Annotated in this window: 19 protein-coding genes and 1 pseudogene; 9 read left to right on the top strand and 11 right to left on the bottom strand. The window is 70.9% G+C overall.

The genetic code is table 11. The features are described 5' to 3' along the window. Positions 1-608 precede the first annotated feature (608 nt). Together ABT154_RS18010 and lplB are read right to left on the bottom strand one after the other, a co-directional pair. Positions 609-2,318 carry a recombinase family protein gene (locus ABT154_RS18010; protein ID WP_351857789.1) on the bottom strand — a complete coding sequence of 570 codons (1,710 nt, stop codon included), beginning with the start codon at positions 2,316-2,318 and terminating at the stop codon, positions 609-611. Positions 2,319-2,473: 155 nt separating this feature from the next. After that, positions 2,474-3,040 (bottom strand): annotated as a pseudogene (lplB, locus tag ABT154_RS18005) (lipoate-protein ligase small subunit); the annotation flags it as partial. Positions 3,041-3,136: 96 nt separating this feature from the next. On the opposite strand from lplB, the gene ABT154_RS18000 reads away from it, so the two are divergent. The 7 genes from ABT154_RS18000 to ABT154_RS17970 all read left to right on the top strand — a co-directional run bounded on the left by ABT154_RS18000 (position 3,137) and on the right by ABT154_RS17970 (position 9,638). Then, entirely contained in the window at positions 3,137-3,988 is an 852-nt protein-coding gene (locus ABT154_RS18000) for an inositol monophosphatase family protein (RefSeq protein WP_351857788.1), read from the top strand. A 114-nt stretch (positions 3,989-4,102) separates the two neighbouring features. Continuing rightward, entirely contained in the window at positions 4,103-5,506 is a 1,404-nt protein-coding gene (locus ABT154_RS17995; protein WP_351857806.1) for a phytoene desaturase family protein, read from the top strand. Positions 5,507-5,515: 9 nt separating this feature from the next. Next, on the top strand, positions 5,516-6,136 hold the full coding sequence (locus tag ABT154_RS17990; protein ID WP_351857787.1) for an L-threonylcarbamoyladenylate synthase: 621 nt from the start codon (positions 5,516-5,518) through the stop codon (positions 6,134-6,136). A gap of 103 nt (positions 6,137-6,239) precedes the next feature. Further along, positions 6,240-7,001, top strand: a complete 762-nt coding sequence (locus ABT154_RS17985) for a DUF4232 domain-containing protein (RefSeq protein ID WP_351857786.1) — start codon at positions 6,240-6,242, stop codon at positions 6,999-7,001. 100 nt (positions 7,002-7,101) lie between these two features. Then, positions 7,102-7,449 carry a metallophosphoesterase family protein gene (locus tag ABT154_RS17980; RefSeq protein ID WP_351857785.1) on the top strand — a complete coding sequence of 116 codons (348 nt, stop codon included), beginning with the start codon at positions 7,102-7,104 and terminating at the stop codon, positions 7,447-7,449. A 185-nt stretch (positions 7,450-7,634) separates the two neighbouring features. Continuing rightward, a complete protein-coding gene (locus ABT154_RS17975) occupies positions 7,635-9,128 on the top strand; it encodes an AlkA N-terminal domain-containing protein (RefSeq protein ID WP_351857784.1) in 1,494 nt (497 codons plus the stop codon). 6 nt (positions 9,129-9,134) lie between these two features. Further along, on the top strand, positions 9,135-9,638 hold the full coding sequence (locus tag ABT154_RS17970) for a methylated-DNA--[protein]-cysteine S-methyltransferase (RefSeq protein ID WP_351857783.1): 504 nt from the start codon (positions 9,135-9,137) through the stop codon (positions 9,636-9,638). Between the two features lie 127 nt (positions 9,639-9,765). Here the strand turns inward: ABT154_RS17970 and ABT154_RS17965 are convergent, their stop codons facing one another. Further along, positions 9,766-10,833, bottom strand: coding sequence for an ADP-ribosylglycohydrolase family protein (locus ABT154_RS17965; RefSeq protein WP_351857782.1), 1,068 nt, complete (start codon positions 10,831-10,833; stop codon positions 9,766-9,768). Positions 10,834-10,972: 139 nt separating this feature from the next. Next, a complete protein-coding gene (locus ABT154_RS17960) occupies positions 10,973-12,664 on the bottom strand; it encodes a BCCT family transporter (protein ID WP_351857781.1) in 1,692 nt (563 codons plus the stop codon). 112 nt (positions 12,665-12,776) lie between these two features. On the opposite strand from ABT154_RS17960, the gene ABT154_RS17955 reads away from it, so the two are divergent. Both ABT154_RS17955 and ABT154_RS17950 read left to right on the top strand, forming a co-directional pair. After that, entirely contained in the window at positions 12,777-13,928 is a 1,152-nt protein-coding gene (locus ABT154_RS17955; RefSeq protein ID WP_351857780.1) for a glycerate kinase, read from the top strand. 247 nt (positions 13,929-14,175) lie between these two features. Further along, positions 14,176-15,177: a GNAT family N-acetyltransferase gene (locus ABT154_RS17950; protein ID WP_351857779.1), complete on the top strand. Its 1,002-nt coding sequence runs from the start codon at positions 14,176-14,178 to the stop codon at positions 15,175-15,177. 98 nt (positions 15,178-15,275) lie between these two features. On the opposite strand, the gene pssA is transcribed toward ABT154_RS17950, so the two are convergent. From pssA to ccrA, 7 genes are all read right to left on the bottom strand, one after another. After that, on the bottom strand, positions 15,276-16,142 hold the full coding sequence (gene pssA, locus ABT154_RS17945) for a CDP-diacylglycerol--serine O-phosphatidyltransferase (protein WP_351857805.1): 867 nt from the start codon (positions 16,140-16,142) through the stop codon (positions 15,276-15,278). Then, positions 16,135-16,791 carry a phosphatidylserine decarboxylase gene (locus tag ABT154_RS17940; protein ID WP_351857778.1) on the bottom strand — a complete coding sequence of 219 codons (657 nt, stop codon included), beginning with the start codon at positions 16,789-16,791 and terminating at the stop codon, positions 16,135-16,137. Before ABT154_RS17940 ends, pssA begins: the two co-directional genes overlap by 8 nt. 169 nt (positions 16,792-16,960) lie before the next feature. Then, positions 16,961-18,166 (bottom strand): acyl-CoA dehydrogenase family protein, encoded by a 1,206-nt coding sequence (locus tag ABT154_RS17935; protein ID WP_351857777.1) that lies wholly within the window; start codon positions 18,164-18,166, stop codon positions 16,961-16,963. 2 nt (positions 18,167-18,168) lie between these two features. Then, the gene (locus tag ABT154_RS17930) at positions 18,169-18,693 is read right to left on the bottom strand and encodes a MaoC family dehydratase (protein ID WP_229315537.1); all 525 of its coding nucleotides are present in this window, start codon (positions 18,691-18,693) and stop codon (positions 18,169-18,171) included. Positions 18,694-18,708: 15 nt separating this feature from the next. Further along, positions 18,709-19,674 carry an HpcH/HpaI aldolase/citrate lyase family protein gene (locus tag ABT154_RS17925; protein ID WP_351857776.1) on the bottom strand — a complete coding sequence of 322 codons (966 nt, stop codon included), beginning with the start codon at positions 19,672-19,674 and terminating at the stop codon, positions 18,709-18,711. After that, a complete protein-coding gene (locus ABT154_RS17920; protein ID WP_351857775.1) occupies positions 19,671-21,707 on the bottom strand; it encodes an ethylmalonyl-CoA mutase in 2,037 nt (678 codons plus the stop codon). The genes ABT154_RS17925 and ABT154_RS17920 overlap by 4 nt, the downstream gene beginning before the upstream one ends. Before the next feature lie 14 nt (positions 21,708-21,721). After that, positions 21,722-23,059: a crotonyl-CoA carboxylase/reductase gene (gene ccrA, locus ABT154_RS17915; protein WP_351857774.1), complete on the bottom strand. Its 1,338-nt coding sequence runs from the start codon at positions 23,057-23,059 to the stop codon at positions 21,722-21,724. Positions 23,060-23,119: the final 60 nt, after the last annotated feature.

Here is a 23,119-nt window from a genome sequence, read left to right as displayed (position 1 = left end):
TGGCTCGAAGCTCACCCGGACCCCGGCTGACCAGCACGTTCCCGTCCCTGCGAGCAGCACTACCCCCACCGGAGCCGTGGAACCCGGCGCCCGGCCGACGCGACAGCCGGGCCATCAGCCTGGCCACCACCGACCCGAACAACCGAAACGACCCACCGAAAGAACCGACGGACCGTCACGACAGATCGAAGCTAGAGCCCGTGGCGGACCCATCCCGAGAGAGGCCTTCGACCGCCACCCGGTCTCCGCAGCTGGGCCAGCACATCAGATCGGGAAGCGAAGGGCGATTGCCGGGAGACGCGCCGTCACTTGGGCTAGGGATGCGGACCGGCCTGGATGGGGACCGCCGCCTCCCAGAGGTGAGAGGTGACGGTCCCCATCTCGGTCCGACTCGCTAGCACCAGAACTCGGCCGGGGCAAAACGGGAAGATGCCGAATCTTGGAGGGGCGGCCGCTCGAAGCCGCCCCTCCAATCGGAGGGCCGGTCAACGCCTCGCGGAGGGTGAGATGGTGCTGAGGGCCGACATCGTGAGCAAGGACGAGTGCTTGCGGGACTTCTGGGATCTCGCGGTCGTCCTGGCAGTTCGGTACGGCGTTGGTGCCGGCGGTCAGGAGCCGGTCGGCGACCCCCGGGGGATCCACGGCGGCGGTGCTTCCCAGAGGGGATAGACGTCGATTTTGCCGGGGCCGCTCTTGCCCTTGTTCACGCGGATCTCGCGGACTAGTTTCGACACGAGCTCGCGCCGGTCGGCCTGGCCCGCGGCCAGGTAGATCCGGCGGGCGGTGAGCAGGTCCGCCTGGGGCGGGCGGGGCTGCTGTACCGGTGCCTCCTTCAACTTCGTGCGCAGTTCGGACTGTTCTCGTCCCAACGCCTGCCTCTGGGTGTCCAGCTCGGCCCGCTTGCGGCGGGCCGAGTCCTCGGACACCAACTCGGCGAGGACTGCGTCGGTCAGCTTGTCGTCCTTGGCGCGGAGTCCTTCCAGCTGGCTCTGGATGCTCTCGATGCGGGTCAGGAGCGCTTGGTCGCCGTCGCTCTGGGTCCTGAGCGCGTCGACCCTCGCCGCGACCGCCTCGGCTTCCTCCTCGCTCATCTTCGCTTCGTGGTCGAGCCAATGGAGGAGCCACTTCTCCGCGACAGCCAGCGAGATGTATGTGCCGTTCACCGGACACGACTTCGAGTCGATGTGATTGGCGCAACGAAACGTCACGTCGAGCGGGTTGGGGAGCCCATCGACCAGAGGGCGCCGGTACTTCTTTTCGCGCAGAGCGGTCTGCATGCGACCGCCGCAGCCTGAGCAGCGGAGGTGCCGGGAGAGGGAGTAGCGCGGGCGGTTCGAGAAGAAGCTCTGGCCGCTCTGGGCCATGCGGCGCTTGGTGTACGCATCCCAGATGCGCTCGCATTCGACCGGGTCGTCGACAACCGCGTCGTGAGCACCGCGGTAGTAGAGGAACGCCGTGACGTCGCGCTGCCTGTTGGCCCGCTTCTTCTTCGTGCTGCCGTCCTTGTTCGTGACGACGCGGTGGGACAGTTCGGGTATGAGGTAGCGGACGTAGCCGAGGCCGAAGCCGCTGTCGAGGGCGGCGTGGAGATCACCGGACGTGAAGGGCTTGTCCGTGAAGGTCTTGATGCCTCGCCGGTTGAGGTCGACCAGCAGCCGGCGGACCGAGATACCGGCGGCATAGTCGCGGTAGAGCTGGGCCAGGACAGGGCCGGTCACCGGGTCGACCTTGAGGATCCCGTTGCGGCACTTCGGGCAGGTCTCCAGCTTCTTGCCGAACTCCCACTTGGGACACGTATCGCAGCGGTAGTAGCCGAAGCGGCCCCGGTTGGAGTGGGGGAGCCCCTTGTTCCGCCGGCTTTCGAACGTGTCGCGCCAGGAATCGGCCTTCTGGTTGGACTCCAGCTCGGCGATGTTGAGCATCTGGGCGATGGCGAAGCGACCGATGGTCGTCTTGCCGTCGAAGTCCTCCTTGGCGGCCCGGTCCTCGACGCCGTAGTCCATGAGGGCGTCGAGGTGCTGGAGGGACTCGCGGAGGTTGCGTCCGAACCTCGACCAGATCCACAGGATGAGCACGTCGAACTGCTCGTCGCGCGCCATCTGCTTGATCTCTTCGATCCGGCGCTCTTCGAACTGGCGACCCGATTCTCCGAGGTCCATGATGGGCTCGGCGATGACATCGATGTTCTCGGACCGGGCGAGGGTCAAGGCATGGCCGACCTGGAGCTCGGGGCTGATCATGTCCGCCCGGGCCTTGGAGACCCGGACGTAGATCAGGCCGCGCTTGCGGCGGCCTGCGGTAGCGGGCTGCTCTTCCACGGGACGTAGCCGGAGTGGTGCTGATGTCACGATGGTGCTCACAATCGCGCAGAGTAGGTCAGTTTTCCGGCCGACCTTTGTCGCGATTGCTGCACTTTGCGGCTGTAGGTGCTGCAGGATCGCTAGGCGGCGATCCCGTAGTGCCTATGCGTTGCGACGAACATCGCCCCGCCGCCGCTGATCCGGCGGACCACCTGGATGCCGTGCCGCCCGGCCGCCTCCGGGTCGACCTCGTTGCGCAGCGACTGGAAGCTGCCGATGACCACCGCGGGGGCGCCCCACTCCCAGACCCGCAGGGTCGGCGGCCGGGTGCCGGCGGCCACCTCGGCCGTGATGACCTCGTCGAGTGCCATGTGCAGGGCGGGGGACTGCGGCGGCTCGTGGATCAGCTGCCAGGCGTAGTCGGTCCAGTCCGTGGCGTGGGCGAGGGCGCGGCGGACCGCGACCCCGATGCCCTCCGTGGTCAGCCCGAACATCTGCGTGCCCGGCGGCAGCGCCGCGTCGATCCGGGCCGCGAGCCCGGTGGCGTCCGTGTCGACCGGCGCGCCCTCCAGGGCGCGGTCGATCGACAGGATCGCCTCGTCGGGCTCCAGGAAGAAGTCCCCGGCCACCCGGACGTTCCGCAGGACGCCGTCCCCGGCGTCGAGGTCGACGACCACCAGCTTTCCGCCGGGGACCTTGTACTCGCCGTGGTACGCGCCGTGCACGGACCCTCCCTGCATGTAAGGGGTGAACTCGGCCAAAGGGTACTCCTCGGGGAAACGGAGGATGACAAGTGCACCGGTCCGGCCGTCAGTCCCGCGTGCTTAGCTGGACACATGATCGATGACTTCCTTGAGCACGTCCTCGGCGGCCGTACGACCGAGGTGGAGGAGGCGGTCCGCAAGGCGGCCGCCGCCGAGATCATGCCGCGCTTCCGGCAGCTCGCCGCGGAGGAGATCGTCGAGAAGAACGGGCCGCACGACCTGGTCACCGTCGCCGACCGGGCCGCCGAGGCCCATCTCACCGCCTCCCTGACCGCGCTGCTTCCCGGCTCCGTGGTCGTCGGCGAAGAAGCCGTCCACGCCGACCCGGCCCTCTACGAGGCGCTGCGCGGCGACGCCCCGGTGTGGATAGTGGACCCCGTCGACGGCACCCGCCAGTTCGTGCACGGCGACCCCGGCTTCTGCACCCTCGTCGCGCTCGCCCTGCACGGCGAACTCCTCGCCTCCTGGACCTTCGCGCCCGCCCTCGAAGAGTTCGCCGTCGCCGTACGCGGCCGGGGCGCCACCCTCAACGGGCAGCCGCTGCACGCCGGTTCGCCCGCGCCCGGCGCCGTCCTGGAGGTCGCCACCTCGCACCCCGACTACACCACCCCGGACCAGAAGCGCGCCCTGCTCGGCCTGGTCACCGAGGGCGTCGCCCCCCGGCCCTGCGGCTCCGCGGGCCTCGAATACCTGGCCGTGGCCCGGGGCACGCTCGACGCCACCGCCTTCTCCTGGGAGTACGCCTGGGACCACGCGGCCGGGCTCCTCCTCGTCGCCGAGGCCGGCGGCGCGCAGACGACGATCGCCGGCGAGCCGTTCCGCGTCACCGGAGGGAACGCGCTGCCGTTCACGGTGGCCCGGGACACGGCGACCGCCGAGCGCATCCGCACCCTCCTCGCGGGCGACGGGCACCGGGGGAGGTGAGCGCCTGAAGCGGCGACCCCCGGGGGCCCCTGGGTCCGGCGCCACCACCGGCCTATCCTGGGAGCCTTGGCCATCGGCTGACGAAGGAGTCCGAAGGTGTCGAAGGTGACGTCGATGCTCGATGCCGTGGTCGTGGGAGCGGGGCCGAACGGACTGACCGCCGCCGTCGAACTGGCCCGCCGGGGCTTCTCCGTGGCCGTCTTCGAGGCCAGGTCCACCGTCGGCGGCGGCGCCAGGACCGAGGAACTCACGCTCCCCGGCTTCCGCCACGACCCCTGCTCCGCCGTGCACCCCCTCGGCATCGGATCGCCCGTCTTCCGGACGATGCCGCTGGAGCGGTACGGACTGGACTGGCTCCACCCCGAACTGCCCATGGCCCACCCCTGGGACGACGGGACCGCCGCCGTCCTCGCCCGTTCCGTCGCCGAGACCGCCGCCTCCTTCGGGCCGCGCGACGCGGGCGCGTACCGAAGGCTCGTCGCCCCCTTCCGCGGTCGCTGGGACACCCTCGCCCGGGACTTCATGCAGCTGCCGCTCACCGCGCTGCCCCGCGACCCCGTCACCCTCGCCCGCTTCGGCCTCGCCGGACTGCCGCCGTCCACCTGGCTGATGCGCCGCTTCCGGGACGAGAAGGCCCGCGCCCTGTTCGCCGGGCTCGTCGGCCATGTCATCGCCCCGCTCGACGGCTTCGCCACCGGCGCCGTCGGCCTGATCTTCGCGCTCGCCGCCCACGCCAACGGCTGGCCCATGCCCCGGGGCGGCTCCCAGTCCGTCTCCGACGCCCTCACCGCCTACCTCAAGGACCTCGGCGGCGCCGTCCACACCGACTTCGAGGTCAAGCGGCTCGACGACCTGCCCCCGGCCCGCGCCTACGTCTTCGACACCTCGCCGACCGCCCTCGCCCGGATCGCGGGCTTCGGCGGCCACTACGACCACTACAAGTACGGCGCGAGCGCCTTCAAGGTCGACTACGCCCTGGACGGCCCCGTGCCGTGGACCGCCGAGGAGGCCCGGCGCGCCGGCACCGTACAGATCGGCCCCACCGCCGGGGAGATCGGCACCGCCCTGCGCCAGGCCTCCTCCGGCACCGCCCCCGACGCCCCCTTCCTCATCACCGCGCAGCCCAGCCTCGTCGACCCGAGCCGCGCCCCCGGGGGCAAGCACGTGTTCTGGGCGTACGGCCACGTGCCGAACGGCTGGACCGGCGACCTCACCGAGGCGATCGAGCGTCAGATCGAGCGCTTCGCCCCCGGCTTCCGCGACCGCGTCCTGGCCCGCGCCACCGCGGGACCCCCCGAGCTCGCCGCGCACAACGCCAACTACGTCGGCGGCGACATCGCCTGCGGCGCCGCCCGCGGTCTCCAGCTCCTGCTGCGCCCCACCCTCTCGCTCCGCCCCTACGCCACCCCGCACCCGGCGGTCTTCCTCTGCTCCTCCGCGACCCCGCCGGGACCCGGTGTGCACGGCATGTCCGGCCACAACGCGGCGAAGGCGGTCTGGCGACGGCTGCGAAAATAGACTGTCGCCATGGCGAAGTACTTCGACGTGCACCCCGACAACCCCCAGTCGCGCACCATCGCAGCGGTGGCCGACAGCATCCGGAACGGGGCGCTCGTCGCGTACCCCACGGATTCCTGTTACGCGCTCGGCAGCCGCCTCGGCAGCCGGGACGGCATCAGCCGCATCCGTGCGATCCGCGACCTCGACGACCGGCATCACTTCACACTCATGTGCCAGAACTTCGCCCAGCTGGGCCAGCTCGTGCACATCGACAACGACGTCTTCCGCGCGGTCAAGGCGGCGACCCCCGGCCCGTACACCTTCATCCTGCCCGCGACGAAGGAGGTGCCGCGCCAGCTCCTCCACCCCAAGAAGAAGACGGTCGGCGTCCGCATCCCCGACCATGTCGTCACCCAGGCGCTGCTGGCCGAACTCGGCGAGCCGCTGCTCTCCAGCACCCTCCTGCTGCCCGACGAGGCCGAGCCGCTCACCCAGGGCTGGGAGATCAAGGAGCGGCTCGACCACCAGGTCGACGCGGTGGTGGATTCCGGCGACTGTGGAACCGAACCCACCACTGTCGTCGACTTCTCCAGTGGTGAGCCCGAGATCCTGCGCCGTGGGGCCGGGGACACCACGCGGTTCGAATAGTCCGGCGCGCCGGTGCGGCCGACCGCGTAGCGGCATGTGATCGTGTGCCGACAAGTGATCTTGTGCCGCCCGAACGCGGCACACCAACGGGGGAGTTCCCGCCTTGCGTGGTCTTCGTGTTCCGGTCCTTTCCACCGTCGCGCTCGTGTGCGGCCTCGCCGTGACGGGCTGCTCCGGCCCCTCGTCGACCGGGTCGGCGAGCGGCAGTTCGGCGGGGCCCGGTGCGTCCTCGGCCCCGGCACCGTCCGCCTCGTCGTCCTCGTCCGCCGCGACCACCGGCGGCACGTCGTCGGGCGGTTCCTCCTCGGGCGGTACGTCGTCGGGGGGTACCTCCTCCTCGGGCGGTACCTCCGGCGGTTCGACGTCCGGTTCGGCTTCCGGTTCCGCGTCCGGCGGTACGTCCGGCGGTTCGGGTTCCGGTTCCGGTTCCGGTGGTTCCGGGGCGGCGACGCGCTGCACCACCGCCGGCCTCGGCTTCGCGGTCGCGCCCGGCAGCGGCGCCCAGTCCGTCGGCGAGCAGGGAGCGGTCGTCGTCGCCCTGACCAACAAGGGCGGCGCCACCTGCGTGCTGAACGGCTACCCGGGCGTCGACCTCGTCGGCGACGACACCTGGTCGCTCACCCGGCAGACCTCCCAGAAGCCCCAGCAGGTCACGCTGGCGCCTGGGGCCTCGACCAGCTTCACCATCACGTACCTGTCCTACGACCCGGCGGACCGCAGCGTCGAGTTCAAGCCGAAGAAGATCGTCGTCACCCCGCCCGGTGAGACCCACTCGACCACGCTGACCTGGGACTTCTCCTCGGTCCTCCGCCAGGACGCGGCCACCCGCCCCGGCACGTACGTCGGCCCGGTCGGCGGGCGCTAGGGCCTGCCCCGGGAACCACGACGAGCGGGCCGCCTTCCGGGCGGCCCTCCTCGCCCCGGGCACTCCGGCGGCCGGGGACCCCGCCGCCCCCGTCAACCAGGTGCTCCGCGGCGAGGGCCTTGTGATCGCCCTCTGCGACTCCTCCGTCCCCGGCAAGGACGAGGGCTTCCTGGCGGACGCGACGATCGAGTGGCTGGACGGCGTCCTCACCGCCACCCCGCGCGAGGTGCCCGTCCTCGTCGCCTTCCACCACCCGCCCGTCCCCCTGCACACCCCCTACGTGGACGGGATCCGGCAGTTCGGCGAGGAGCGGCTCGCCGCGCTCGCCGGCCGCCACCCCCACCTCACCGTCTTCCTCGCGGGCCACGCCCACACGGCCGCCACGACCTTCGCCGGTCGACCGCTGCTCGTCGCCCCGGGCGTCGTCTCGACCCTCCGGCTCTCCTAGGAGCGCCCAGGGACGGATCCGCACGTCCCGGACCAGTCGCCCGCGCTCGCCTTCCACGTCCTCGGCGAGGACGGCCGGCTGACCACCCACTACCGGACGGCCACCGGCTGAGCCCCCGGCCGGGGCCGGAGGTCCATGTCGTTTTCTCGCCAGCCCATCGGCCGTCGGTCCCCGATCCTTGAACCATGCACACCGACACCGAGCGCTGCGTAGGGGCCGTCCAGTCGAAGGACGCCCGGTTCGACGGCGTGTTCTTCACCGCCGTCCGCACCACCCGGATCTACTGCCGGCCCAGCTGTCCGGTCGTCCCCCCCAAGCCCGAGAACATGGAGTTCCACCCCAGCGCCGCGTCCTGCCAGCGCGCCGGATTCCGGGCCTGCAAGCGGTGCCGCCCCGACACCAGCCCCGGTTCGCCCGAGTGGAACGTCCGCGCCGACGCCGTCGCCCGCGCCGTACGCCTCATCCAGGACGGGGTCGTCGACCGGGAGGGCGTCCCCGGGCTGGCCCGGCGGCTCGGCTGGTCCACCCGCCAGATCGAACGCCAGCTCCTCGCGGAACTCGGCGCGGGCCCGCTCGCCCTGGCCCGCGCCCAGCGCGCCCAGACCGCCCGGGTCCTGATCGAGACGACCCCGATGCCGCTCGGCGAGATCGCCTTCGCGGCCGGCTTCGCCTCCATCCGCACCTTCAACGACACCGTCCGCCAGGTCTTCGCGCTGACCCCCGGCGAACTCCGCGCCCGCGCCGCCCGCCGGTCCGGCGGCGCCGGAACCGCCGCCGCCACCTCCGGTGTGATCAGCCTGCGGCTGCCGTTCCGCACCCCCCTCGAACCCTCCAACCTCTTCGGCCACCTCGCCGCGACCGCCGTCCCCGGCGTGGAGGAATGGCGGGACGGCGCCTACCGGCGGACCCTGAGCCTCCCCTACGGGCACGGCATCGTCGCCCTCGCGCCCCGCGCCGACCACATCGCCTGCCGTCTCTCCCTCACCGACCCCCGCGACCTCACCCAGGCCATCAGCCGCTGCCGCCGCCTCCTCGACCTCGACGCCGACCCCGTGGCCGTCGACGAGCGGCTGCGCGCCGACCCACTGCTCGCGCCGATCGTGGACCCGGCGCCCGGCCGCCGGGTGCCCGGGACCGTCGACCCCGACGAGTTCGCCGTACGGGCGGTCCTCGGCCAGCAGGTCTCCACCGCCGCCGCCCGCACCCACGCCGCCCGGCTCGTCACCGCGCACGGCACCCCCGTCGACGACCCCGAGGGCGGTCTCACCCACCTCTTCCCGGGCCCCGAGGCGCTCGCCGCCCTCGATCCCGAGACCCTCGCCCTGCCCCGCAGCCGCCGCACCACCCTCCTCACCCTGGTCCGCGCCCTCGCCGACGGCTCCCTGTCCCTCGGCCCCGCCGAGGACCGCGAGGAGACCCGCGCCCGGCTGCTCGCCCTGCCCGGATTCGGACCCTGGACCACCGAGATCATCGCCATGCGGGCCCTCGGCGACCCCGACGCCTTCGTCCCCGGCGACCTCGGCGTCCGCCGCGCCGCCGAAGGCCTCGGCCTGCCCGGCACCCCGGCCGCCCTCACCGCCCGCGCGGCGCACTGGCGCCCCTGGCGCGCCTACGCCGTCCAGTACCTGTGGGCGACCGACGACCACCCGATCAACCTCCTGCCCAGTGAAGGACACTGAACCGCCATGGCCCCCACCGTCCGGCACACCGTCGTGGACAGTCCGTACGAGCCGCTGACCCTCGTCGCCGTCGACGGCGTCCTCAGCCGCCTCCACATGACCGGCCAGCGCCACCGCCCGCCCGAGGAGACCTTCGGCGAGCCCGACCCGCGCCCCTTCGGGGAGGCGGTCCGCCAGCTCGACGCGTACTTCGCCGGCGAACTCACCGAGTTCGACCTGCCGTTGCACCTGATCGGCACCGAGTTCCAGCTGCGGGTCTGGGCCGAGCTGTGCCGCATCCCTTACGGGGAGACCCGGACGTACGGCGAACTCGCCGAGGAACTGGGCAACCCCGGCGCCTCCCGCGCCGTGGGCCTCGCCAACGGCAAGAACCCCGTCGGCATCATCGTCCCCTGCCACCGGGTGGTCGGGGCGGGCGGTGGCCTCACCGGCTACGGCGGCGGGCTCGACCGCAAGCAGCGGCTGCTCGCCTTCGAATCGGGTGCGGCGGAACCGGACGCCCTCTTCTGAGCCGGATGACCGACGGCGTCACGACGGGTACGGAGCGAGCCGCCCCCTCACTCCGCCCCCTCACCTCACTCCGCCCCCTCACTCCGCCCCTCACTCCGCCCCTCACTCCGCCCCTCACTCCGCCCCCTCACTTCGTCCGCTCGGCCAACCGCAGCGTCCGTTCCGCCAGTTCGCTGATCCGGATGCCGTCGAAGCCGAGGACCGCGCTGCTCACCCGGTCCCGCAGCGGCTCCGACCAGTGCGGCGGTATCGCCGCCGCGCCGCACATCACCCCCGCCACCGATCCGGCCGTCGCGCCGTTGGAGTCCGTGTCCAGACCGCCCCGCACGGTCAGCGCGATCGTGCGGGTGAAGTCCCCCTCCCCGTACAGGAGTCCGGCGGTCAGAACGGCGGCGTTGGGGACGACATGGATCCAGTCGAGCCCCGCCGTACGCTCCGCCTGAGTGGTGAGCGTGGTCGACCAGTCGAGCCCCGCCCCGTACAGCGCCGCCGTGTCCCGTACGGTCCTGGCGAGCCGGCTGCCCGCCGGAATCCCTTCGAGGGACGTCTCCAGGGCCGACCCGACGTCCGGCGCGGTGAAGGCCGCCGCGATCAGCGCCGCCGCCCACATCGCCCCGTACACCCCGTTCCCGGTGTGCGAGAGGACCGCGTCCCGCCGCGCCAGCGAGGAGGCCCGGCGCGGATCGCCCGGACAGGTCCAGCCGTACGCGTCGGCGCGGATCAGCGCGCCGATCCACTCCTGGTACGGATTGTCGTACGTGGCCGTCAGCGGCGGCGGCAGCCCGTCGACGAGGTTCCGGTACGCGGCCCGCTCGGCCGTGAAGGTCTGGAGGTACGGCAGCCGCAGCAGCCACTCCCGGCCCACCTGCTCGGTCGTGAAGCCGGAGCCGTACGCCTCCAGGAGGTGCAGCGAGAGGATCGACCAGTCGATGTCGTCGTCCCGGCAGCTCCCGTCGATCCCGCCGCGCACACACCGCTCCCACTCGGGGCGCAGCTCGAAACCCTCCGCGCCGGGGGGCGGGGGAGGGAGGTAGTCCGTGAGCGGGAGCGCGCCGGTCAGCCGCAGATACGCGTCGATGTGCTCCCGGGTCCAGTGATCGCCCTGCTCCACGGGCTTGCCCAGCATGTTCCCGGCGATCCGGCCCGTCCAGCCGCCCAGGATCCGGTCGGCGAGTTCCGCGCGCGTGAGGCCCATACCTCCGGTGTACCGAACGGGGCGGTGACGCGCGCGGCGGGGCGCGACGGGGTGGGCCCCCGGCCGGTCACCCGCTCCCGGCCGGTCACCCGCTCCCGGCCGGTCACCCGCCCCCGGCCGGTCACCCCGCCCCGGCCGCTCAGCCCTCGCCCCCCGGCGGCTCCATCTCCGTGCGTGACTTCGCCGCCCGGCGCGGTCGCTGCTGGCGGTCGCCGACCTGCTCCGTCATCGCCTCCCCGACCAGCGCCCGCACCGCGTCCCGAAGGCCGTGCAGCGCGTGGTGCCGGGCCGGGCCCGCGCCCGGGTCCTCCCGCAGCTCCTTCAGGAGGGCGAAGCACAGCACCAGCATCACCAGGACGAACGGCAGCGCCACCAGGATCGTCGCCGTCTGGAGCGAGTTCAGCCCGCCCACCACCAGCAGCACCGCCGCGACCGCGGCCATCAGGACGCCCCAGGTCACCACCAGCCAGGTCGGCGGGTTCAGCGAGCCGCGGCTCGTCAGCGACCCCATGACCAGCGAGGCCGAGTCCGCGCTCGTGACGAAGTACGTCATGACGAGCAGCATCGCGATGACCGAGGTGACCGTGCCGATCGGCAGCGCCTCCAGCATCGCGAAGAGCGAGGCCTCCGCCCCGTCCTTGACCGCCGTCGCCAGGTCCGCCGCGCCCGTGGACTCCAGCCGGATCGCCGTACCGCCCATCACGCAGAACCAGATCACCGTCGCCCCGGACGGCACGAGCAGCACACCCATCAGGAACTCCCGGATGGTCCGGCCGCGCGAGATCCGGGCGATGAAGGTGCCGACGAACGGCGCCCAGGACAGCCACCACGCCCAGTAGAAGATCGTCCACGTGCCCAGCCATGCACGGTCGGTGAAGGCGCCGGTGCGGCTCGCCATCGGGAGCAGCTGGTCCAGATAGCCGCCGACGGAGGCGGGGATGGTGTCCAGGATGTAGACGGTCGGGCCGAGCAGGAACACGAACAGCATCAGACAGGCGGCGAGGACGATGTTGATCGTGGAGAGCCACTTCACGCCCTTGTGGAGCCCGGAGAACGCCGAGAGGACGAAGGCCGCCGACAGCGCCACGATGATGATCAGCTGGGTGGCGGTCGAGTTCTCCACGCTCATCGTCAGGTTCAGGCCCTCGGCGACCTGGAGCGCGCCGAGCCCCAGACTCGTCGCCGTGCCGAACACCGTCGCGAACACCGCGAGCAGGTCGATCGCCTTGCCCTGCCAGGACTCCGCCCGCCGGACCCCCATCAACGGCACGAACGCCGCGCTCAGCCGGTTGCCGCGGCCCTTGCGGAAGCCCGCGTACGCGAGCGCGAGCCCGGCGATGCCGTAGATCGCCCACGGGGTCAGCGTCCAGTGGAAGAACGAGTACTCCATCGCCGTCAGCGCGGCGGCACCGGTACTCGCCGACGCGCCGCTGGCCGGGGGAGGGCTCAGATAGTGCTGGAGCGGCTCCCCGACCCCGTAGAACATCAGACCGATGCCCATGCCGGCGCTGAACATCATCGCGATCCACGCCAGATTGGTGAACTCGGGCTCCGAGTCGTCCGGACCCAGCCTGATCCGGCCGAACCGGCTCAGCGCGATCGCCACGCACAGCACCAGGAAGGTGTCGGCGGCGACGACGAACAGCCACGCGAAGTTGGCCAGGACCCACCGCAGGGCCGCGGAAGAGGCGCTGTCGAAGGAGTCCTCGCCCAGGGCGGCCCAGGCGACGACGGCGACGACGGCAGCCACACCGATCCCGATGACCTTGCCGTCGGGCGCGTGCTGGTCGGGCGGGTCCATCTGGCCCCGTTCCATCGGTTCCGTACTCATGTGACCCCACTATGGTGCGAAATATGGGCCAATCCGGGGGTGGCACGCCGTCCGGAGGTACGGATAGGGTCGGCCTCGGCGCGACTGCACGTTCGAAAGCAAGGGATGCAAGGTGACGGACGGAGCAGCAACTCAGGTCGCTCACGTGCTGGTGGCGGCCGACAAGTTCAAGGGCTCGCTCACGGCCGTGCAGGTCGCGGAGCGGGTCACAGCAGGACTGCGACGGGTCGTCCCGGAGCTGACGGTGGAGACCCTGCCCGTCGCCGACGGCGGCGACGGCACCGTCGCGGCGGCCATCGCGGCCGGATTCGAACGGCATGAGGTGCGGGTGACGGGGCCGGTCGGCGAACCGGTCACCGCGGCGTTCGCGCTGCGCGGCACCACCGCCGTCGTCGAGATGGCGGAGGCCTCGGGCCTCCAGCTCCTCCCGGCCGGTGTGTTCGCGCCGCTCACGGCCACCACGTACGGCTCCGGTGAGCTGCTCCGCGCGGCCCTGGACGCCGGTGCGACGACCGTCGTCTTCGGCGTCGGCGGCAGCGCCACCACCGACGGCGGCGCCGGGATGCTCGCCGCGCTCGGCGCGCGTCTCCTCGACGCGGACGGTCAGCCCGTGGGCCCCGGCGGCGCGGCCCTCGCCGGTCTCGCCACCGCCGACCTGGGCCGTCTCGACCCCCGCTTCGAGACGGTCGACCTGATCCTCGCCAGCGACGTCGACAACCCGCTGACCGGCCCCAAGGGCGCCCCCGTTGTCTACGGACCGCAGAAGGGCGCCACCCCGGACGACGTCCGCACCCTGGACGCGGCCCTCGCCCACTTCGCCACCGTCCTGGAGAAGGCGATCGGCCCCAAGGCGGCCGAGGCGGCCCTCGCCCCGGGCGCGGGCGGCGCGGGCGGCATCGGCTACGGCGCGCTCATCCTCGGCGCGAGCTTCCGTCCCGGCATCGAACTGATGCTGGACGTCCTCGGCTTCGCCCCCGCCCTCGAGCGCGCGACGCTCGTCATCACCGGCGAGGGCTCGCTCGACGAGCAGACCCTGCACGGCAAGGCCCCGGCGGGCGTCGCCGCGGCGGCCCGCGCCGCCGGCAAGGAGGTCGTCGCGGTCTGCGGCCGACTGGCCCTCCCGCCGGAGGCCCTGGGCGCCGCCGGCATCCGCCGCGCGTACGCCCTCACGGACCTGGAACCGGACACGGCGAAGTGCATCGCGAACGCGGGCCCACTGCTTGAGGACACGGCGGCCCGAATCGCCCGGGACTTCCTGGAGTAGAGCCTGCGGCGCGACAGGGCCGTCCCGGGGTGCGCGCTCCGATGCCGGGGCCTCACGCCACCCCCGGCCTCCGGGTCGAGGCGTACGGTCAGGCCGCCCTTCGCCTCGGACCCGGCGAAGACCTGCACGCCGTGACCGGTGGCAAGGCCCGCGCGCGTTCACCGGGTGTCCGCCACCGGTACGCGCTCGGGCCCCGGCCAGAAGGTCTTCACGTCCCGGAAACATGCCGGTGTGAAGCTAGGGCCTCGTGAACCCACGCATCGAGGAGAACCGCTCCCACCCCCGCCTTCCCGACCTGCTCACCGCGTACCACCTGGTCAACCAGGCCGAGAAGGGGACGGCCGTGGCCACGGTCGCCGCGCTCCCGGCCGTATACCGGGCCGAGGCCGAGGACCCGGCAGCCGCCTTCGCCGCCGACACCGTCCTGCTCGCCACCCCGCCCGGCGGGGACGAGGCCGTCGGCTGCGTGGTCCTCAAGGCCCCCCGCGAGGGCCGCGCCCCCGAGATCAAGCGGCTCTGGGTGATGCCCGAGGCCCGCCGGAAGGGCCTCGGGAAGGCGCTCATGGCCGAGGCCCTGCGCCGGGCCGCCGCCTCCGGGGCGATCGCCGTGCGCCTCACGGTCTGGTCCTGGCGGGCCGAGCCGCTCGCCCTCTACCGCGGCCTCGGCTTCGCCACCGTGGACCCCTGGGACGACCGGCCGGACCTCCTCTGTCTGGAGAAGCCGCTCGACGCCGTCGAGCAGCTGTCCCCCGAGGCCGTGAGGGCGCACGCCGCCGACGGTCTCGCCGCCCTCCTCGTGGACGCCGTGGACGGCGGCGCCTCCGTGGGCTTCCCGGCGCCCCTGGACCCGGCCGAGGCGGCCACCTGGTGGGCGGGCGTCGCCGACGAGGCCCAGGCGGGCGTCCGGGAGGTCTGGGCGGCCCACGGCCCGGACGGGCGGCTGACCGGCGTCGTCACCCTCGTCCGCGTGGGCGCGGCCAACGGCAGGCACCGCGGCGAGATCGCCCGCCTCCTGGTGCACCGCTCGGCCCGGGGCCGCGGCCTCGGGTACCGGCTGCTCGCCACCGCCGAGGCCCACGCCGCCGCCGCCGGCCTCACCCTGCTCGTCCTGGACACCCAGACCGACAGCCCGGCCGAGCGCCTCTACCGGGGCGCGGGCTGGACGGCCGCCGGTACGATCCCGGACTTCGCCGCAGACCCGTCGGGCGTCCTGCGCCCGACCACGCTCTACTACAAGCGGCTCGGCTAGTTCCCCGGGCTCGGGCATACGAAAGGCCCCCGGGTATACGAAGGGGCCCCGGAGGCGATGCGCCTCCGGGGCCCCTTCTCGTACGTTCACCTCGTGCGCTACGGCAGCTGGGCCGCCCGCGCCTCCCGGTTCTCACGCCGGTTGCCGCGGAAGGTGTTCACCCGACGGGCCGTCGCGAAGAGGGGGATCACGGCGCCCATCACGACCTGGAGCGCGCAACCGGTCTGGAGCAGGAACTGCCCGCCCGGGGCGTCGAACGCCCAGGCCGCCAGCATGCCCATCGCGCCGACGATCCAGCTGAGCATCGCCACCGCGAGGACACCCCGCGGCTTGGGGTACTCGACCCGGCTCACCATCAGCCAGGCGACACCGATGATCGCGAGCAGCGTCGGGATGAACGGCAGCTCGAGCAGCACGATCGAGACCACCGTCAGCGCGCCGAAGGGGCTCGGCATGCCCTGGAACATGCCGTCCTTCATCGTCACGCAGGAGAATCTCGCGAGCCTCAGCACCACCGCGAGCAGCACCACGATCGCGGCGACCGCCGAGACCTTCTGCTGCGCGTCGTCCGCGACCATCCCGTACACGAGTACGAAGTAGGCCGGGGCCAGACCGAAGCTGATCAGGTCCGACAGGTTGTCGAGCTCGGCACCCATGGGCGAGGAGCGCAGCTTGCGGGCCACGATCCCGTCGAAGAGATCGAAGATCGCCGCGCACAGCATCAGGATGACGGCGGTGGCGGCGCTGTTGCGCGCCATGCCGGTCTCGGTGCTGCCCGTCAGGTGCGGGATGAGGATTCCGGTGGTGGTGAAGTACACCGCCATGAATCCACACGTGGCGTTACCGAGCGTGAGGGCGTCCGCTATGGACAGCCTCAACGACAGCGGCATCTCTTCGGCCTCTTCGGCCTCTTCCGCATCGGTGCCGGCGACCCAGTCGGCGGCCCGTGTGTCGGGATCAATCACGGTCAATGCGAGTCACCCCCGCTGTGGTGGCCTGGCCGACCTCGACGGCGACCTCGACACCCTCGGGGAGGTAGATGTCGACGCGCGAGCCGAAGCGGATCAGACCGATACGGTCACCCTGCTCGACCTTCGTCCCCTGCGGGATGTACGGCACGATCCGTCGGGCGACGGCGCCCGCGATCTGGACCATCTCGATGTCGCCGAGCTCGGTGTCGAAGTGCCAGACAACGCGCTCGTTGTTCTCGCTCTCCTTGTTGAACGCCGGGACGAACCCGCCGGGGATGTGCTCCACGGACGTCACGGTGCCGGCCAGCGGCGCGCGGTTGACGTGGACGTTCAGCGGGCTCATGAAGATGGCGACCCGGGTGCGTCCGTCCTTCCACGGCATGATGCTCTGCACCACACCGTCGGCGGGGGAGATGACCCGGCCCTGAGCGATCTCGCGCTCGGGGTCGCGGAAGAACCACAGCATGCCGGCCGCGAGCGCGGTGGTCGGCACGGCGATGGCCGCGGCGCGCCTCGACTTGCGGGCGCGCACGAGGCTGAGCGCCGCGGTGGCGACGGTCGGCAGAAGCCACGGCGATGCTCCGCGCGCGAGGCGTACGCCGGTGAGGCTGTCGCGGTGTGCAGAGGTTTGGCTGTGGGGCATGGATGACCTTCGTAGCGGATGATGCCGCACTGGCAACGGGGGACGGCGGCTTTCCCGCGATGTTATCGGTTGCGGGGCGCAACTGGGTAAGCCAGGAACCGAGTCGGCGGCCGGAAGGCGAACACAGGGTGTGATCTTCTTCGCGGCCAAACCGACCCGAAACCGACAATCAACCCTGGAATCGGTACTCCTCGAGCAGCCGACGACCAATGATCATTTTCTGGATCTCGGCGGTACCTTCACCGATGAGCAGCATCGGCGCCTCGCGGTAGAGGCGCTCGATCTCGTACTCCTTCGAGAACCCGTAACCACCGTGAATGCGGAAGGCATCCTCGACGACCTCCTTGCAGTACTCGGAGGCGAGGTACTTCGCCATCCCTGCTTCGAGGTCGTTTCGTTCCCCGGAGTCCTTTTTGCGTGCTGCGTTCACCATCATCGCATGGGCGGCCTCGACCTTGGTAGCCATCTCGGCGAGCTTGAACTGAATCGCCTGGTGCTGGGCGATGGCCTTGCCGAAAGTGTGACGTTGCTGGGCATACGAGACACCGAGCTCAAAAGCACGCTGAGCGACACCACAGCCACGGGCCGCCACATTGACGCGACCGACCTCGACGCCGTCCATCATTTGGTAAAACCCTCGGCCGGTGACGCCTCCGAGCACCCGATTGGCCGGAATGCGCAGTCCGTCCATGATGAGTTCCGTCGTGTCGACGCCCTTGTAACCCATCTTGTCGATCTTTCCGGGGATGGTGAGGCCGGGGCGGACCTCTCCGAAGCCGGGCTCCTTCTCGACGAGGAAGGTCGTCATCGACTTGTGGGGGGCGGTGCCCTCCGGGTGTCCTTCGTCACTTCGCACCAGAACGGCTACGAGCGACGAGGTGCCGCCGTTCGTCAGCCACATCTTCTGGCCGTTGAGGACGTACTCCTCGCCGTCCTTCACCGCCTTCGACGTGATGGCCGACACGTCCGAGCCCAGCCCCGGCTCCGACATCGAGAACGCGCCACGCGTCTCGCCGGCCGCCATCCGCGGAAGGAAGTAGTCCTTCTGCTCCTGGGTGCCGTGCTGCTTCAGCATGTACGCCACGATGAAGTGGGTGTTGATGATGCCGGAGACCGACATCCAGCCACGGGCGATCTCCTCCACGCACAGCGCGTAGGTGAGCAGCGACTCACCCAGACCCCCGTACTCCTCGGGAATCATCAGACCGAACAGGCCGAGCTCCTTGAGCCCGTCGACGATCTGCTGGGGGTACTCGTCGCGGTGCTCCAGCTCGGTGGCGACCGGGATGATCTCCTTGTCGACGAACTCCCGGACGGTCTTGAGGATCTCCTGCTGGACGTCCGTGAGCCCGGCGGTCTGGGCGAGTCGGGCCATGGCTACTTCTCCGTCTTCTTGGCGGGCTCGATCAGCTCGGGGCGGCCGGGCTGCTCGCCGCCGCGCTCCTTGATGTACGTCTCCGTGGGGACCATCACCTTGCGGCGGAAGACGCACACCAGGGTGCCGTCCTGCTTGTAGCCCTTGGTCTCGACGTAGACGATGCCGCGGTCGTTCTTCGACTTCGACGGGGTCTTGTCGAGGACCGTGGTCTCGCCGTAGATCGTGTCGCCGTGGAAGGTCGGCGCCACGTGCCGCAGCGACTCGATCTCCAGGTTGGCGATGGCCTTGCCGGAGACGTCCGGCACGGACATGCCGAGCAGCAGTGAGTAGATGTAGTTGCCGACGACGACGTTCTTGCCGAAGTCCGTCGTGTTCTCGGCGTAGTTCACATCCATGTGCAGCGGATGGTGGTTCATCGTCAGCAGGCAGAAGAGATGGTCGTCGTACTCGGTGACCGTCTTCCCGGGCCAGTGCTTGTACACGGCACCGATCTCGAACTCTTCGTAGGTGCGGCCGAACTGCATCGGGATCTGTCCTTGTCAGCTGGTGGGAATCTCGAACCTGGAGGTGCGCTGCATGCCGGCGGCACGGCCCTTGCCGGAGATGACCAGGGCCATCTTGCGGGAGGCCTCGTCGATCATCTCGTCGCCGAGCATCGCGGAGCCCTTCTTCCCGCCGGCCTCGGACGTGTAGTAGTCGTACGCGTCGAGGATCAGCTCGGCGTGGTCGTAGTCCTCCTGCGAGGGCGAGAAGATCTCGTTCGCGGCGGCGACCTGGTCCGGGTGCAGCACCCACTTGCCGTCGAATCCGAGGGCGGCGGCGCGCTGCGCGACGGCCTTGTAGCCCTCCTGGTTGCGGATCTGGAGGTAGGGGCCGTCGATCGCCTGGAGGTTGTTGGCGCGGGCCGCCATCAGGATGCTCATCAGGATGTGGTGGTACGCGTCCGCCGGGTAGCCGGGCGGCTGCTCGCCCACGACCAGCGACTTCATGTTGATGGAGGCCATGAAGTCGGCCGGGCCGAAGATGATCGTCTCGACGCGCTGGGAGGCCTGCGCGATGGCGTTGACGTTCGTGAGGCCCTGGGCGTTCTCGATCTGCGCCTCGATGCCGATCTTGCCGACCTCGAAGCCCATCGTCTTCTCGATCTGCGTCAGCAGCAGGTCGAGCGCCACGATCTGCTGGGCGTCCTGGACCTTCGGCAGCATGATGCAGTCGAGGTTCTGGCCGGCGCCCTCGACGACGGTGACGACGTCACGATACGTCCAGTGGGTCGTCCAGTCGTTGACGCGGACCACGCGGGTCTTGCCGGTCCAGTCGCCCTCGTTGAGGAACTTCACGATGGTGTGCCGGGCCTCGGGCTTGGCCAGCGGGGCGCACGCGTCCTCCAGGTCGAGGAAGACCTGGTCGGCCGCGAGGCCCTGGGCCTTCTCCAGGAAGCGCGGGTTGGAGCCGGGGACCGCCAGGCAGGAGCGGCGGGGGCGGAGCCGGTTCACGGGGCTGGTCATGCGAGGACCTCCGTACTTTCAAGGGGGCTGAGCTTGTGGGCTGTCCGGATCTCATCGACGATACGTCCGATGATCTCCGTGATACCGAAGTCCTTCGGTGTGAAGACGGCGGCCACGCCCGCGCGCTTCAGTTCGGCGGCGTCGGCGTTCGGGATGATCCCGCCGACGATGACCGGTACGTCGGCCGCGCCCGCCTCATGGAGGCGGTCGAGGACGTCCGGGACCAGCTCGGCGTGCGAGCCGGAGAGGATCGACAGACCCACGCAGTGCACGTCCTCGGCGAGGGCCGCGTCGACGATCTGCTCGGGGGTCAGCCGGATGCCCTGGTAGACCACCTCGAAACCGGCGTCACGCGCGCGTACGGCGATCTGCTCGGCCCCGTTGGAGTGGCCGTCCAGGCCCGGCTTGCCGACCAGGAGGCGCAGCCGCCCGACACCGAGTTCGTCTGCGGTCCTGGCGACCTTCTCCCGGACGAGGGCCAGCGGGGTGCCGGCCTCGGCCGTCACCGCGACCGGGGCGGAGGAGACGCCGGTGGGTGCGCGGAACTCGCCGAAGACCTCGCGCAGGGCCCCGGTCCACTCGCCGGTGGTGACACCGGCGCGGGCGCACTCCAGGGTGGCTTCCATCAGGTTGCCCGTGCCCTTCGCGGCCTCCTTGAGGCGCTCCAGGGCCTTGCAGGGGCGGGGGTGGTTGAACGGCGGCTGGTAGCGGTTGTCCCGCCAGGTGGTCAGCGAGCCGACCACCCGGGCCTCGACCGCCGGGTCCACCGTCATGATCGCGGTGTCCAGGTCGGCGGTGAGGGGGTTCTCCTCGGTCGCCTGGAAGATGTTGACGCCGATGATCTTCTCGTCGCCGTTCTCGATCCGGGCGCGCCGCTCGGCGTGCGAGGAGACGAGCTGCGACTTGAGGTAGCCGGACTCGACGGCGGACATCGCGCCGCCCATCTCCTGGATCCGTTCGATCTCGGCCAGGCACTCCTGGACGAGCGAGTCGACCTTGGCCTCGATCACATGCGAGCCGGCGAAGATGTCCTCGTACTCCAGCAGGTCGGACTCATGGGCCAGGACCTGCTGGATGCGGAGCGACCACTGCTGGTCCCAGGGCCGGGGCAGTCCCAGCGCCTCGTTCCAGGCGGGCAGCTGCACGGCCCGCGCGCGGGCGTCCTTGGAGAGGGTGACGGCCAGCATCTCCAGGACGATCCGCTGGACGTTGTTCTCCGGCTGGGCCTCGGTCAGTCCGAGCGAGTTGACCTGCACGCCGTAGCGGAACCGGCGCTGCTTGGGGTTCTCGATCCCGTACCGCTCCAGCGTGATCTTGTCCCAGATGCGGCCGAAGGCGCGCATCTTGCACATCTCCTCGATGAAGCGGACGCCCGCGTTCACGAAGAAGGAGATGCGGGCGACGACCTCGCCGAAGCGCTCCTCGGGGACCTGGCCCGAGTCGCGGACCGCGTCGAGCACGGCGATCGCGGTGGACATCGCGTACGAGATCTCCTGGACCGGGGTGGCCCCGGCCTCCTGCAGGTGGTAGCTGCAGATGTTGATCGGGTTCCACTTCGGGATGTGGTTGACCGTGTACGCGATCATGTCCGTCGTGAGGCGGAGCGAGGGGCCGGGAGGGAAGACGTGCGTCCCGCGCGACAGGTACTCCTTCACGATGTCGTTCTGGGTGGTGCCCTGGAGCTGGGTCACGTCCGCGCCCTGCTCCTCGGCGACCACCTGGTAGAGCGCCAGGAGCCACATCGCCGTGGCGTTGATGGTCATCGAGGTGTTCATCTGCTCCAGGGGGATGTCCTGGAACAGCCGTCGCATGTCACCGAGGTGCGAGACGGGGACGCCGACCCGGCCGACCTCGCCGCGGGCGAGGATGTGGTCGGGGTCGTAGCCGGTCTGCGTCGGCAGGTCGAACGCGACCGAGAGGCCGGTCTGACCCTTGGCGAGGTTACGCCGGTACAGCTCGTTGGACGCCTCGGCGGTCGAGTGGCCGGCGTACGTCCGCATGAGCCACGGCCGGTCCTTCTGACGCTCAGTCATCTATAGTCCCGGGCTCAGATGTTGCGGAAGCGGTTGATGGCGTCGATGTGCTGGGCGCGCATCTCGGGGTCGCGGACGCCGAGGCCCTCCTGGGGTGCCAGCGCGAGGACGCCGACCTTGCCCTGGTGGAGGTTGCGGTGGACGTCGTAGGCGGCCTGGCCGGTGTCCTCCAGGGAATAGACCTTCGACAGGGTCGGGTGGATCTTGCCCTTGGCGATCAGGCGGTTGGCCTCCCACGCCTCGCGGTAGTTGGCGAAGTGCGAGCCGACGATCTTCTTGAGGGACATCCACAGGTAGCGGTTGTCGTACTCGTGGTTGTAGCCCGAGGTGGAGGCGCAGGTGACGATGGTGCCGCCCTTGCGCGTGACGTACACGGAGGCGCCGAAGGTCTCGCGGCCCGGGTGCTCGAAGACGATGTCCACGTCCTCGCCGCCGGTCAGCTCACGGATCTTCGAGCCGAAGCGCTTCCACTCGCGCGGGTCCTGGTTGTGCTCGTCCTTCCAGAACCTGTAGCCCTCGGCATTGCGGTCGATGACCGCCTCGGCGCCCATGGCCCGGCAGATGGCGGCCTTCTCGGGGGAGGAGACGACACAGATCGGGTTGGCGCCGCCGGCCAGGGCGAACTGCGTGGCGTACGAGCCGAGTCCGCCGCTCGCGCCCCAGATGAGGACGTTGTCGCCCTGCTTCATCCCGGCGCCGTTGCGGGAGACCAGCTGGCGGTACGCGGTGGAGTTGACGAGGCCGGGGGCCGCCGCCTCCTCCCAGCTGAGGTGGTCGGGCTTCGGCATCAGTTGGTTCGACTTGACGAGAGCGATCTCGGCGAGGCCGCCGAAGTTGGTCTCGAAGCCCCAGATGCGCTGCTCCGGGTCGAGCATCGTGTCGTTGTGGCCGTCCGAGGACTCCAGCTCGACGGAGAGGCAGTGCGCGACGACCTCGTCGCCGGGCCGCCAGGCGTTGACGCCGGGGCCGGTGCGCAGGACGACGCCCGCGAGGTCGGAGCCGATGACGTGGTACGGCAGGTCGTGGCGCTTGGTGAGCTCGGAGAGCCGGCCGTAGCGCTCCAGGAAGCCGAAGGTCGACACCGGCTCGAAGATCGAGGTCCAGACCGAGTTGTAGTTGACCGAGCTGGCCATGACCGCGACGAGGGCCTCGCCCGGGCCGAGCTCGGGGAGGGCGACGTCGTCGAGGTGGAGCGACTTGCGCGGGTCCTTGTCGCGGCTGGCGACCCCGGCGAACATCTCCGCCTCGTCCTTGTGGACGGTGACGGCGCGGTACGACTCGGGGAGCGGGATGTTCGCGAAGTCGGCGGACGTGGCGTCCTGCGACTGGATCGCGGCCAGGATTTCCTTCACGGGTTGCCTCCGGCGATGAGCGTCCGAGGGAGGACGCCTGAGGGTTACGGCGGGGAGTCT

The sequence above is a fragment of the Streptomyces sp. NPDC001728 genome, assembly GCF_040297565.1.
Taxonomy (GTDB): Bacteria; Actinomycetota; Actinomycetes; order Streptomycetales; family Streptomycetaceae; genus Streptomyces.
Note: the sequence above shows the minus strand (reverse complement) of the source record. Positions and strands in the feature narration are given on the sequence as shown.

Coding starts and splice junctions, on each gene's coding strand:
- ABT154_RS18000 (WP_351857788.1), top strand. CDS start 3,137: ATGATCGATGACTTCCTTGAGCACGTCCTCGGCGGCCGTACGACCGAG.
- ABT154_RS17995 (WP_351857806.1), top strand. CDS start 4,103: ATGCTCGATGCCGTGGTCGTGGGAGCGGGGCCGAACGGACTGACCGCC.
- ABT154_RS17990 (WP_351857787.1), top strand. CDS start 5,516: ATGGCGAAGTACTTCGACGTGCACCCCGACAACCCCCAGTCGCGCACC.
- ABT154_RS17975 (WP_351857784.1), top strand. CDS start 7,635: ATGCACACCGACACCGAGCGCTGCGTAGGGGCCGTCCAGTCGAAGGAC.
- ABT154_RS17970 (WP_351857783.1), top strand. CDS start 9,135: ATGGCCCCCACCGTCCGGCACACCGTCGTGGACAGTCCGTACGAGCCG.
- ABT154_RS17965 (WP_351857782.1), bottom strand. CDS start 10,833: ATGGGCCTCACGCGCGCGGAACTCGCCGACCGGATCCTGGGCGGCTGG.
- ABT154_RS17960 (WP_351857781.1), bottom strand. CDS start 12,664: ATGAGTACGGAACCGATGGAACGGGGCCAGATGGACCCGCCCGACCAG.
- ABT154_RS17940 (WP_351857778.1), bottom strand. CDS start 16,791: ATGCCCCACAGCCAAACCTCTGCACACCGCGACAGCCTCACCGGCGTA.
- ABT154_RS17935 (WP_351857777.1), bottom strand. CDS start 18,166: ATGGCCCGACTCGCCCAGACCGCCGGGCTCACGGACGTCCAGCAGGAG.
- ABT154_RS17930 (WP_229315537.1), bottom strand. CDS start 18,693: ATGCAGTTCGGCCGCACCTACGAAGAGTTCGAGATCGGTGCCGTGTAC.
- ABT154_RS17925 (WP_351857776.1), bottom strand. CDS start 19,674: ATGACCAGCCCCGTGAACCGGCTCCGCCCCCGCCGCTCCTGCCTGGCG.
- ABT154_RS17920 (WP_351857775.1), bottom strand. CDS start 21,707: ATGACTGAGCGTCAGAAGGACCGGCCGTGGCTCATGCGGACGTACGCC.